Source organism: Rhizobium sp. 42MFCr.1, assembly GCF_000377185.1.
Taxonomy (GTDB): Bacteria; Pseudomonadota; Alphaproteobacteria; order Rhizobiales; family Rhizobiaceae; genus Rhizobium; species Rhizobium altiplani.
Genome location: NZ_KB897850.1, coordinates 22,776 through 34,704, shown reverse-complemented (window position 1 = coordinate 34,704; position 11,929 = coordinate 22,776). Strand labels below are relative to the sequence as shown.

9 protein-coding genes are annotated in these 11,929 nt (G+C 59.6%); 4 read left to right on the top strand and 5 right to left on the bottom strand.

The window, feature by feature from the left end:
• Positions 1 to 63 precede the first annotated feature (63 nt).
• From C934_RS0124340 to C934_RS0124325, 4 genes are all read left to right on the top strand, one after another.
• Positions 64 to 1,455 carry a multicopper oxidase family protein gene (locus C934_RS0124340; RefSeq protein ID WP_018859184.1) on the top strand — a complete coding sequence of 464 codons (1,392 nt, stop codon included), beginning with the start codon at positions 64 to 66 and terminating at the stop codon, positions 1,453 to 1,455.
• A gap of 83 nt (positions 1,456 to 1,538) precedes the next feature.
• Complete coding sequence (gene rnd / locus C934_RS0124335) at positions 1,539 to 2,684, top strand: ribonuclease D (RefSeq protein ID WP_018859183.1); 1,146 nt, start codon at positions 1,539 to 1,541, stop codon at positions 2,682 to 2,684.
• Between the two features lie 145 nt (positions 2,685 to 2,829).
• Positions 2,830 to 3,897, top strand: coding sequence for an adenylate/guanylate cyclase domain-containing protein (locus C934_RS0124330; RefSeq protein ID WP_026372048.1), 1,068 nt, complete (start codon positions 2,830 to 2,832; stop codon positions 3,895 to 3,897).
• A gap of 45 nt (positions 3,898 to 3,942) precedes the next feature.
• Positions 3,943 to 5,301, top strand: coding sequence for an esterase-like activity of phytase family protein (locus C934_RS0124325; RefSeq protein ID WP_018859181.1), 1,359 nt, complete (start codon positions 3,943 to 3,945; stop codon positions 5,299 to 5,301).
• 87 nt (positions 5,302 to 5,388) lie between these two features.
• Here C934_RS0124325 and C934_RS0124320 read toward each other — a convergent pair whose 3' ends face one another.
• The 5 genes from C934_RS0124320 to C934_RS0124300 form a co-directional block, all read right to left on the bottom strand.
• Complete coding sequence (locus tag C934_RS0124320) at positions 5,389 to 6,009, bottom strand: YdeI/OmpD-associated family protein (protein WP_018859180.1); 621 nt, start codon at positions 6,007 to 6,009, stop codon at positions 5,389 to 5,391.
• Between the two features lie 231 nt (positions 6,010 to 6,240).
• Entirely contained in the window at positions 6,241 to 7,764 is a 1,524-nt protein-coding gene (ppx, locus tag C934_RS0124315; protein ID WP_018116879.1) for an exopolyphosphatase, read from the bottom strand.
• Positions 7,765 to 7,776: 12 nt separating this feature from the next.
• A complete protein-coding gene (locus C934_RS0124310) occupies positions 7,777 to 9,981 on the bottom strand; it encodes an RNA degradosome polyphosphate kinase (RefSeq protein WP_026372047.1) in 2,205 nt (734 codons plus the stop codon).
• A gap of 65 nt (positions 9,982 to 10,046) precedes the next feature.
• Positions 10,047 to 10,760 carry a DnaA regulatory inactivator HdaA gene (gene hdaA, locus C934_RS0124305; protein ID WP_018859178.1) on the bottom strand — a complete coding sequence of 238 codons (714 nt, stop codon included), beginning with the start codon at positions 10,758 to 10,760 and terminating at the stop codon, positions 10,047 to 10,049.
• The gene (locus C934_RS0124300) at positions 10,753 to 11,877 is read right to left on the bottom strand and encodes an AI-2E family transporter (RefSeq protein WP_018859177.1); all 1,125 of its coding nucleotides are present in this window, start codon (positions 11,875 to 11,877) and stop codon (positions 10,753 to 10,755) included. Before C934_RS0124300 ends, hdaA begins: the two co-directional genes overlap by 8 nt.
• Positions 11,878 to 11,929 lie beyond the last annotated feature (52 nt).

The following is an 11,929-nucleotide window of genomic DNA, read 5'->3' as shown; positions in this document are numbered from 1 at the left end:
CATATTGCTGAAACTCTCGGTCAACTTTAAAGAGGAGCGATATCGTTCGTGTGGAGCCTCGAAATGCCTCTTCTCACTCGCCGCAATCTGCTGAAAACGTCTGCAGTCGCAGGTGCCTACGGCGTAGGGATCGGGATCGCGGACAAGTTCGGGCTGGCGGAGGCTGCACCCGCGCCGCAGGTGCTGAAGGCCGTGAAGACGACCGCTGGTATCACCGACGCAGGCATCACGAAGGACATCATGACCTGGGGCGATGGCGGCATGCCGCCCATCTTGCGAATGACGAAGGGGAAGCCTTTTGCTGCCAGGCTCACGAATACGCTCGACGAGCCGACGACGATCCACTGGCACGGTCTGAGAATCGCCAACAAGATGGACGGGGTGCCCTTCCTGACACAGCCCTACGTCTATACCGGCGACAGCTTCGACTACGCCTTCACCCCGCCGGATGCCGGCACCTTCTGGTACCACCCGCATTGCAACACGCTGACGCAAATGGGTCACGGCATGACAGGCCTTCTCGTGGTGGAGGATCCTGATGACCCCAAATTCGACGAAGAGGTCTTGCTCAACTTGCGCGACTGGCGCCTCGGCGGCGATGGCCAGTTCATTGCGGCTTTCCGCCCGCGCGACGCGGCAAAGAGCGGCACCTACGGCACTGTCAGGACAGCCAATTGGCGTCAGGAGCCCCAGTATGATGCGCCCGCCGGCGGCCTCGTTCGGCTGCGGATCGCCGCGACCGACGTCACCCGCATCTTTTCGTTGAGGATGCAAGGGGCCGAGGCGACGATCATCGCGATCGACGGCAATCCGGTGCCAAAACGTTTCTCGCTCGATCTGCTGCTGATCGGCCCCGGCCAGCGTCTCGATCTCGTCGTGCGGATGCCGGATAGCGAAGGCGCCATTGCCGCGCTTGAAGACATCCGCGGTACAACACCGAAGACGATCGCCAAGCTTCGAGCCGTCGGAACATCGCTGAAGCGCAATGTCGGCGATCTCGCCGCGCTCGGCGAGAACCCTGTGGCCAAAGCCGACCTGTCTTCCGCAGAGAAGATCCCGCTCGTCCTCAGCGCCACGGCAGAAAGCGGAGCGGCCGACAGCATCTGTGGCACGCTGGGCTACAACTTCTGGGCCATCAACAAAGTGCCGTGGCCAGGTGACGGGCCAGACCCGACTGCGCCCCTGGCAGAACTGAAACTTGGCAAAAGCTACATCCTGCAGCTCGAAAACGTGACGCCGCACACGCACCCCATCCACCTGCACGGCATGAGTTTTACGGTTCTGTCGTCATCGACGCGGGATGTCACGCCCCTTGTCAGCGACACTTATCTCGTCCAGCCTGACGAAAAGGTGCAGCTCGCCTTCGTGGCCGACAATCTCGGCGACTGGGTGCTGCATTGCCACATCATCGAACATCAAAAGACCGGTATGACCAGTTATGTTAGAGTTGTTTGATAGGTCTTTGCGGGTTCTAGTTGACATATCCGGCCGAAAGGAGAAGGAAGGTTCAACTATGTCTATCCTGCGAATGAATTGAGATGATCGAAACTACCGCCGATTTGGAGGCGGCCTGCAAAGAGCTGGCCAAGTCAGAATTCATTACCATCGACACCGAGTTTCTCCGAGAGACGACGTTCTGGCCGGAACTCTGCCTGATCCAGATGGCAAGCCCGACGACCGAGGTGCTGGTCGACCCGCTCGCCAACGGTCTCGACCTCCGACCGTTCTTCGAGTTGATGGCCAATCCGGCCGTCCTAAAGGTCTTCCATGCCGCGCGCCAGGATATCGAAATCATCTACAACCGCGGCGGACTGATCCCGCATCCGATCTTCGATACGCAGGTTGCCGCGATGGTATGTGGCTTCGGCGACTCGGTCTCCTATGATCAGCTGGTCAGCCGCACCAAGGGCGTTCAGATCGACAAGTCTTCGCGCTTCACCGACTGGAGCCGCCGGCCGCTTTCTGAAAAGCAGCTGGACTATGCGCTTGCCGACGTGACGCATCTGCGCGACGTCTACCGCTATCTCAAAGCCGAGCTGGAACGCGAAGGCCGCTCCTCCTGGCTGCGGGAGGAGATGGATATCCTTGAGGCCCGCGAGACCTATGACATGCATCCTGATGATGCGTGGCAGCGCCTGAAAATGCGCCTGCGCAAGCCGCAGGAGCTTGCCATCCTGAAATATGTCGCCGCCTGGCGCGAGCGCGAGGCCCGCTCCCGCAACGTGCCGCGCTCACGCGTATTGAAGGATGACGCGATTTACGAGATCGCCCAGCAGCAGCCGAAGGACGCCGAAGGGCTCGGTCGCTTGCGAACGATCCCCAAGGGTTGGGAGCGATCGGCTGCCGGCGTAGCTGTCATCGACGCCGTCAATGCGGCCCTTGCCTTGCCAAAGGCCGACATGCCGCACGCCCCGCGGCAGACGCAGCAGCCGGAAGGTGCTGCCGCTGCCGCCGAACTTCTGAAGGTCCTTTTGAAGCTGATCTCGGAAAAACATGGCGTCGCGCCGAAGGTCATTGCCAACAGCGAGGATCTCGACAGGATCGCAGCGGAAGGCGAAATGGCAGAAGTCGCGGCGCTGCACGGCTGGCGCCGGGAGCTTTTCGGCGAGCCGGCGCTGCAGCTTATCCAGGGCCAGGTCGCTCTTCGCTTCGTCGGCAAGAAGGTGGAGACGGTGGCGCTCTAAGCGCCATCAAGCGGACTTTTTTCGCGCATAGTCATCGCCAGATCGATTTGATCCAAGAACGCCGGCTTGGCGCGCCTTTCGGAAGCGCAGTAGTGTTCCTATATGGCTTGAGCACCGCTGGCGAAGCGACCGCGAAAAGGACGACATGAGGGAAATATCTCCAGTTCAGAACTGGTTGTTGATCGCGCTTGTTATCGCTGCGAGCGGCGTTCTCTACGACATGCGCTTCTATGGCGGCCATCCCTTCGTGGGCGCAACCTTTGCGCTGTTCATCGGCATGCCGATCATGGCCTTTGAGCGCAAGGTGATCCTGCGTGGTCTTTACCGGCGCATGCAGGCGTTGCCGACGGTGACGTTCTTCCTCGCCAAGATCTTCGCCTACGAAATCCTGATGAGCATCGGGTTCGCGATCGCCGGCCTCTCCATGTGGTGGCTCGGCGTCTTTAGTCCGGCATCATGGGTCAATGCCGTTGTCCTGCCTTTCGATGCCTTCCTCTATGCACTTGCGGTGTGTGCGCTTATCATCTTCGTGCTGCGCATCCGCGAATTGCTGGGCCGAGACATCTTCACGAGCATGCTTTTCAGCCGCTACAGGAAGCCAATCAGTGAGGAGCGGGTTTTCCTGTTCATCGACCTGGTGGATTCGACGTCCTTCGCCGAGAAGCATGGCGATCTCCGCGCGCAACAGATGCTGAGCTCGCTGTTTGCCACCTTTGCGGAGCCGGTGAGAAAGTACAGGGGCACCATCGACGACTACGTGGGCGACGCCGCCATCATCAGCTGGCCATTGGAGCGCGGGATCAAGTTCGCGCGATGCGTGAACTGCATCTTCGACATCATCGGATCGATAGAGGCGGATGCCGAGAACTGGCTGAAGACATACGGCCAAGTCCCTCGCCTGCGCGCCGCTCTCCACGGCGGTACGGTGATCACGGCCGAAATCGGGGTCGACCACCATAAGATCACCTATTTCGGCGACACCGTAAACACCGCCTCCCGACTTGAGTCGCTCTCCAAGACGCTGAACCGATCAGTCCTGATCTCGAGCGACCTTGCCCAGCGGATCAAGATGCCGGAGACCGTCTCGGTCGAGGACCTTGGAAGCCACGCCGTCAAGGGCCGGGGCCAGAGCCTCGGTGTCATCGCGCTCGCCAAAGCGGACAACCACAAGACGTCACCAAAGCTTCATGCAAGCGTCAACGCACCGACATGAAAGCCTTGCTATTCGAGACCCGCATTCCAATCCCTGGGGGTTTCGATGAAAAATACTCTTCTTGCTTCTGTTTCATTTCTTTTTTTGATCGCCGGTTCAGCCGCCGCTGACCAGCAGGAATTTCCGGCAAAGCTTGCAAGCCAAGCCATTCTGCCCGCCAACACGCTCGTGGCGGCTCCCGCCGATGCGCCAGAGTTCCTCAAGCATTCCGGCAAATTCACCACTGCTGACCGCAAGCGCACCGAAGCGCTCAACAGCGTTCCCGGCAAGGACGGCGCACGCGTCACCGATCTGAAACTGCCCTTCGATGGGCAGCCGATCCAGGGCTTCTCCGGCATCAAGAGCATGCCGGACGGCACGTTCTGGACGCTCTCGGATAACGGCTTCGGCGCCAAGGCCAACTCCAGCGACGCGATGCTCTCCCTGCATCAGGTCAAGTTCGACTGGCAGGCCGGCAAGGTCGATGTCGTCAAGAACCTCTTCCTCTCCGATCCGGACAAGAAGGCCCCCTTCCCGATCGTGCTCGAAGGCGCCGAAAACCGCTATCTTACGGGTGCGGACTTCGACATCGAATCCGTGCAGCCCGTCGCAGACGGCTTCTGGATCGGCGAAGAATTCGGACCGTACCTTCTCAAGTTCGACACCGATGGCCGCCTGACCGACGTTACTGCGACCACGGTCGATGGTAAGCCGGTCATGTCGCCCGACAATCCGGTGCTTTCCATCCAGGCAAACCCGACCGCGAAGACGCCGATCTTCAACCTGAAGCGCTCGGGCGGCTTTGAAGGTCTTGCTATGTCCAAGGACGGCAGCAAGCTCTATGGCCTGCTGGAAGGCGCGCTTTATCAGGACGACGGCAAGATGGAATCGGTTGACGGCCACACCGCCATCCGCGTCATCGAATTTGACACTGCTTCCAAAAGCTGGACCGGTCGTACGTGGTTCTACCCCTTCGAAGACAAGGGCGTTTCGATCGGCGACTTCAACATGCTCGATGGCTCGACCGCACTCGTGATCGAGCGCGACAACGGCGCCGGCACCAAGGACAAAGCCTGCGCCGATTCCAAGCAGCCGAAGCCGGATTGCTTTGAAGCCCCAGCCGAACTCAAGCGCATCTACAAGATCGAATTCAACGACGCCAACGTCGGCAAGGCTGTTCGCAAGATCGGCTACATCGACCTCCTGAACATCAAGGACTCCGACAACAAGAAGAAAGCTGGCAGCAAGGATGGCGTCTACGACATGCCGTTCGTGACGATTGAGAACGTCGATCGCGTCGATGCCACGCACATCATCGTCGGCAACGACAACAACCTGCCCTTCTCGGCCGGCCGCGCCGTCGATAAGGCCGACAACAACGAGTTCAGCCTGCTTGAAGTCGGCGAACTTCTGAACGCGAAGTAAGTCTCGGGCTTCGCCAAGAAGCCCCGCTCGGAAGGGCGGGGCTTCTTTGACCGGAATGCTCGATCTACGGACGTTCGAAAGTTCGGCTCAGCGCTCGGTCGCGCCCTTTCCGGCGATAATGTGATCGCGAAACTTCACAATGCGTGACGTGCGCGTAACGGACGTCTTCGCCCCGTTGAGATTGATCACGTAGCTCTTCTGTCGCCCGGGCGTCAATTCGTGAAAGGCTTCTGCAAGTTCAGGGTCGGAATCCAATGCCTCGACCAACTCGTCAGGCAATTCGAGTTCGCTTTCTTCCTTTGGCGGTTTAATGCCTGCCTCTGCATATCCCATCGCCTCCTTAAGGTAGGACAGGATGACAGGCTCCATCTTTGCCACTAGGGCGTTGTCCACAAAGCGGATCATGTCGGGATGCCGGGTATTCGGCCCCTGCTTCTCGAGAACGCCTTCGGAATCCTTCATGAGCGCTGCGTTGAAGAACGTGGCGCGAAAGTCGCTGCGAAAGGCACCGAGGATCACGATATTGCGGCCTTCGTGCATGTAGCAGGGATGCGCCCATTTCACCGTCTCGACGAGCCCGGCCTCGAGGCAAATTCGGCGAAGGTCGTTCAGGCCGTCGATCCATTGCCGCGTCGAACAGTCCGGAGTCGCAAAGCGCTCGCAGCGTCCGCATCCCTTCGTGAAGAAGTCCTCGATATCTGTGATCATGTCTCTGCCCGCATTTCGTTTGTGTCATTGGCCAGTTGAAGCATGTCAAACAGATACGTCAACCTCGCCGATAGCCGCCGGACTGCGCTACGCTGCATGCATCGGCAATATTGGCGGGCCAGGCATCGGGGCATGCGGTCTCCCGCTATCCGCAGCGAGCCTTCGGATCACCGGACGTCGATGGGCCATCCGTTGGTCGGCTTTCGCGGAACGTCAGTTCCGCGCCGAGTGCTATTCGAAGCGGAAAGCCAGACGCTTGTCCGCCAGCTTGGCAAGCTGCTGCAGCCGGCCATCGAGACGCTCACCTGCAAAGTCGTGATATTCCGCCGGCACTACGAACTCCAGGTCGAGATCGGGCTTGGACGATTTCTGGAAGGTGAGATTGCGCACGACGCCGGGCATCGATGCCGAAAAGAGATAGACGACACGCAGCAGGCCGCCGAGGAGCTTGGCGCGCTCGATAAATCGCGGCGTTGCAATCGTACCAAGAGGCCCCGTGGCGCCGTCGTCATAAGGCCCTTCGAACCTGTAGTAGTTCGTCAGCGCAATGAAGGCGCGGCCAGGATGGCTGATGCCGACAAAGGATGAGTGAGCGATAATGTTCAGCGCCTGCAGGCCGCGGTAATCGGGATGCGCGCGCCAGCTGATGTCGGCAAGCAGACACGCAGCCTGGCGATAGCGCGCCTCCTCTTCCGTCTCCGTGATGCCGAAATAGGGCATCATGCGGCCTGTCCAGTCCGCCAGCTCCCTGGCGTGTTCCGGCGAACGGGCGCGCAGAATGGCGAGTTCGCCAGCGGCCGCAAGCAGTGGATCGCTGCGGCGCTCGCTCTCGGAGAGCAATGAATAGAGGTAGCCTTCGCGCACGCCCTGCCCCGAGAACGAGATGACAGAGGGTTTCATCGCGCTCAGGACTTCCTTCATGGCAACCGCGCCGAAGGGAAGCAGCGCGCGGCGATGCTTCGAAACGGCCATCCACGCAGGATCCTTCGAGTCCTTGGCAATCTCCACCTGATCGAGGAATTGCATCATCGCATCGAACGGAACCTCATAACCCTGCATCATGTGCAGCGGATATTCCGTCATTTCCATGTGCAGCTTCGCGATGTTTCGCCAGGTACCGCCAACGGCATAGAAAGTGCGCCCAGCCCCCTTCGCCAGCAGCTTGGAACTTGTTTTCACATGCTTGCGAGCAAACGTCCTGGCCTTCTCCATCGAGCCGCCGGCATATTCGGACAGACGAAGCCCACCGAGCGGCAAGGTAACCCCCTTGCCGACTTCCTTGCCCTTGATGTCAATCAATTCCAACGAACCGCCGCCGAGGTCACCGGCAATACCGTCTGGCGCATAGAAGCCGCTGACAATGCCGAGGGCGGAGAATTTCGCCTCTTCCTCGCCGGAGAGAACGCGGACCTTGCGCTGAAGAATGGTCTCGGCCTGATGGATGAAGTCGGGGCCGTTCGATGCTTCGCGGGCAGCCGCGGTCGCGAGAACGTACATGGTGGCAGCGCGCGCCTGATCGGACAAAGCCTTGAACCGGTGCAAAGCCGCCAGAGCGCGCTCGACGCTTGCCTCGTCCATCTTTCCGGTCAGCGCGATGCCCCGTCCGAGGCCGCACAACACCTTTTCGTTGAAAAGGATCGTCGGCGATCGGGACATGCCTTCATAGATGACCACACGGATCGAGTTCGACCCGATGTCGACGACGGAGACCGGGGCAATACCGGGAAGGCGCCCCTGGGCTTCTGATTCAACCATGCAGGTCCAATATTACTTGTTGTTTCGGCCAGAAAGCAGACCGGCGATCAGCTTGGGTGCACTGGATTTCAAGGCTTCGCCACGGCCGGACAGGCTGGGGTTGGTCATGAAATACTGCTGCGCATTGAACGGCTCTTCGCCCTTGCGCACTTCCATGCGCCTTGACGTTCCGTCGGGCAATATCTCGTAGCTTTGCTGGTTGTCAATGATATTGCCGAGCATAATCTGTGACAGGACCTGCTCGTGAACCGTCGGATTCTTCAAGGGTACCAGCGTTTCGACCCGGCGATCGAGGTTACGCGGCATCATGTCGGCCGAGCCGATATAGACCAGCGCCTTGTCCGACGGCAGCCCGTGACCATTGCCGAAGCAGAAGATGCGGCTATGCTCCAGGAAACGGCCTACGATCGATTTCACGCGGATATTTTCAGAGAGACCGGCAACTTGTGGACGCAGGCAGCAGATGCCGCGGATCACGAGATCGATCTCAACGCCGGCGCGGCTTGCCGTGTAGAGCGCGTCGATGATCTCCGGGTCGACAAGCGAATTCATCTTCATCCAGATCGCCGCCGGCGCACCACCCTTGGCGTGTTTGATCTCCTCGTCGATGTGACGAAGGATTCGGGTGCGTAGCGTGTAAGGCGAGACCGCAAGCTTCATGCTTTCTTCCGGTTCGCCATAGCCGGTAATGAAGTTGAAGATGTTCGCCATGTCGTGGGCGACCACCGGATTGCACGTGAAGAACGACAGGTCGGTATAGATCTTCGCGGTGACCGGATGATAGTTACCGGTGCCGAGATGGCAGTAGCTGCGCAGCTTGCCCTCTTCCCGCCGGACGATCAGCGACATCTTGGCGTGGGTCTTGAGCTCGATGAAACCGAAAACGACCTGTACGCCGGCGCGCTCCAGATCGCGGGCCCAGCGAATATTTGCCTCTTCGTCGAACCGTGCCTTCAGCTCCACCAGAGCGGTGACAGACTTCCCGGATTCGGCCGCGTCGATCAGCGCACGCACAATCGGGCTGTCGTTCGACGTGCGGTAGAGCGTCTGCTTTATCGCCAGGACGTCAGGATCGCGCGCAGCCTGGAGCAGGAACTGGACCACCACGTCGAAAGACTCGTAGGGATGGTGAACCACCATGTCCTTTTCACGGATGGCAGCGAAGCAGTCGCCGGCGTGCTCGCGGACGCGTTCGGGAAATCGCGCATTGTAGGGGGGAAATCGAAGGTCGTCGCGCGGTGCCTTGGTGATCTCGGAGAGAGTGTTCAACGCAAGGAGGCCCGGCAAAACCGCGACGCGATTGTCGGGAACGTTCAGCGCCTGCACGACGAACTGGCGCAACGACGCCGGCATTTCGGAATCGGTCTCGATGCGGATCACCGATCCACGGCGGCGGCGCTTCAGCGCGGTTTCGAAGAAGCGCACGAGGTCTTCGGCCTCTTCCTCGACTTCGATATCGCTGTCGCGGATGATCCGGAACGTACCCGAGCCCTGCACTTCGTAGCCGGGATAGAGCCGGTGAATGAAGACGTTCGTCACGTCCTCAAGCGTGACGTAGCGGATCGTATTGCGATCATCCGGCAGGCGAACGAAGCGGTCGAGAGCCGGAGGCAGGCGCAGCAGCGCTGTCATCGGTTCGCGGCCGCTCTTGCTGACAAGCTGCAGGCCGATCGAGAAGCCGAGGTTCGGGATGAAGGGGAACGGATGCGCCGGGTCGATGGACAGCGGCGTCAACACCGGGAAGATCGCCTGCTCGAATTCTGTCGCGAGCCACGCGCGATCGGATTCGCTGAGAGCTCCCGGACGCACGATCAGGATGTCTTCCTTGGCGAGGTACTGCTGGAGCACGGCAAGCGATGCCTGCTGCTCCATCTGCAGATTGTCGATCTCCTGGAGGATAGCATCGAGCTGTTCGGCCGGCGTCTTGCCGTCCGGCGAGCGCATCATAATATTCTGACGTACCTGCCCTTCCAGACCGGCAACGCGCACCATGAAGAATTCGTCGAGGTTTGCGGCCGAGATCGACAGGAAGCGGACCCGCTCGAGCAGGGGATGCTCAGTGTTCAGCGTTTCCTCGAGAACACGGCGATTGAACTGCAACCATGAGAACTCGCGGTTGATGAAGCGCTCGGGGCTAGCCAGCAGTTCTTCTAGCGAAGGCGCAGTCTCATCGGTTTCCGGAGTGGGTTCGTGATGCTCCGTGACTGCGCTGTCCATGGTCTGATTGTCCCGTTTCATTCGGCCAAGCGAATTATATCAGTTTCACGACGGAACTGTGACAGTCAATCCGACGGTTCCGAATTACCCAATTCATTCAACACTTCAGCGGCCAGAGCTCGGGTAATCTTTGTGCCGCGAGAGAGGGCGAGCCGGTCCAGCCTGTCGACGATCGTCTGAGCCGTATTCAGCGATCGTTCCATCCTGACAACGATATAGAGGACCAGTTTGTCATCAATATAAAGCTGGCGGTCTGCAAACAACTTTACCATGACCTGCGACAGCAGTTCCTCGTCCGGCTCGCCAATCTCGACGACGGTCGCGGCCTTGAGGCGCGAGCGCAAATCCGGCAGCTCCACCGGCCACGACATGGGCCAGAGGCGGCTTGTCATCAGAAGGCTGTGGCCGTTCTCCCGCACGCTGTTGATGACATGGAAGAGTTCGTTGTCATCGAACCCTACCCGATCGACATCCTCGAAAAGCACGGGACCGTTCGCCGCATCAATAGCCGCGTTGGCGCCGGCCTTCGGATGGATCTCTACGGCGCCGCTATGGTCCTTCCAGATATTCGCGAGATGCGATTTTCCCGAGCCCACCGGACCGGCGAGGATCACCACGGGAGAAGGCCAATTCGGCCAGGCATCAACGATGGAGACCGCAGCGGCAAGCCGTTCCGAGATCAAGAGATCATCGCGCCCGGTCGCAGCATCGTGCGAAAAAGCCAAGGGAAGCTGCTCGACGGCGGTGCGCCTTGGACCAGCGTTTTTCACATCAGTCATTGGGATCAGCTTTTGTCTTGCCGACCTGGCCCTCTTTCGAGTGGCCGGCATAAAGATCGCTCTGAAGGTAGCGCGAAAGGGCAAAGCGGACAAGCACGCCAACGGCCGCTGCCGCCGGTACGGCAACCAGCAGACCGACAAAGCCGAACAGCGCACCAAAGGCAAACAGGGCGAACATCAGCCACACCGGATGCAGCCCGACACTGTGGCCTACCAGCTTCGGCTGCAGGATGTTGCCTTCCATGAATTGGCCACTGAAGAAGACCGCGAGCACCGCGCCGACCCAGATGTAGTCCGGCCAGAACTGAACGATGGCAACGCCGACGGCAAGAACAAGCCCCACCAAGGAGCCCACATAGGGAATGAAGCTGATCATGCCCGCAAACAGGCCGATCAACAGGCCGAAGTTCAAACCGACCAACGACAGGCCAACCGCATACCAGACGCCCAGGATCAGGCAGAGCGAGCCCTGCCCGCGGATGAACCCGGCGATCGCCTGATCGATTTCACGCATGATCTGGTGGACGTTCGCCACGTAGTCGCGGGGAATGTACTGATCGACCTTGGCGATCATGCGGTCCCAATCAAGCAGCATGTAGAAGGCCACGACGGGCGTAACGATCATCAGCGAGATCACGTTGACGACGGCAAGGCCGGAACTCCAGACCTGGCCGAAGAGACCGGTGAGCAATCCAAATCCCTGCGACAGGATTTCGGAGAAGTTGTTCTTGATCGTCCCGAGCTGGTTCCTCACCCAATCCGGCATGAGGGAGTTCTGCGAGTTCGTGATAAATGTCTGCAACTGCTCGATGTAGCCCGGCAGGCGACCGGCAAAGTCGCTGAACTGGCTCGCCAAGACCGGTATCAAAATCATCAGGGCCAGCACGATCATGATGATGAAGGCGATCAGTATGACGATCGTCGACATGAGGCGGCTCAGCCCAAGGCGTTCCAACCGGTCCGCGACCGGATCGAGGAAATAGGCCAGTGCCATCCCGGCCAGGAACGGCAACAAGATCGAGCTGAAGATGAAAAGGAAGCCGATGAAGAAGGCAAGAACGATCAGCCAGAAGATCACCTGGCGCTTCAGACCTGCCCCGCTAACCTGCTGTGGCATCACATTCCCCGCTGATCGACTGTCTCGATCTTTCGCATCATACAGATGCAAC

Excerpts from the sequence above, each read along its gene's own strand:
- C934_RS0124330 (WP_026372048.1), top strand. The coding sequence starts at position 2,830 with ATGAGGGAAATATCTCCAGTTCAGAACTGGTTGTTGATCGCGCTTGTT.
- C934_RS0124325 (WP_018859181.1), top strand. The coding sequence starts at position 3,943 with ATGAAAAATACTCTTCTTGCTTCTGTTTCATTTCTTTTTTTGATCGCC.
- C934_RS0124310 (WP_026372047.1), bottom strand. The coding sequence starts at position 9,981 with ATGGACAGCGCAGTCACGGAGCATCACGAACCCACTCCGGAAACCGAT.
- rnd (WP_018859183.1), top strand. The coding sequence starts at position 1,539 with ATGATCGAAACTACCGCCGATTTGGAGGCGGCCTGCAAAGAGCTGGCC.
- hdaA (WP_018859178.1), bottom strand. The coding sequence starts at position 10,760 with ATGACTGATGTGAAAAACGCTGGTCCAAGGCGCACCGCCGTCGAGCAG.
- C934_RS0124300 (WP_018859177.1), bottom strand. The coding sequence starts at position 11,877 with ATGCCACAGCAGGTTAGCGGGGCAGGTCTGAAGCGCCAGGTGATCTTC.
- C934_RS0124320 (WP_018859180.1), bottom strand. The coding sequence starts at position 6,009 with ATGATCACAGATATCGAGGACTTCTTCACGAAGGGATGCGGACGCTGC.
- C934_RS0124340 (WP_018859184.1), top strand. The coding sequence starts at position 64 with ATGCCTCTTCTCACTCGCCGCAATCTGCTGAAAACGTCTGCAGTCGCA.
- ppx (WP_018116879.1), bottom strand. The coding sequence starts at position 7,764 with ATGGTTGAATCAGAAGCCCAGGGGCGCCTTCCCGGTATTGCCCCGGTC.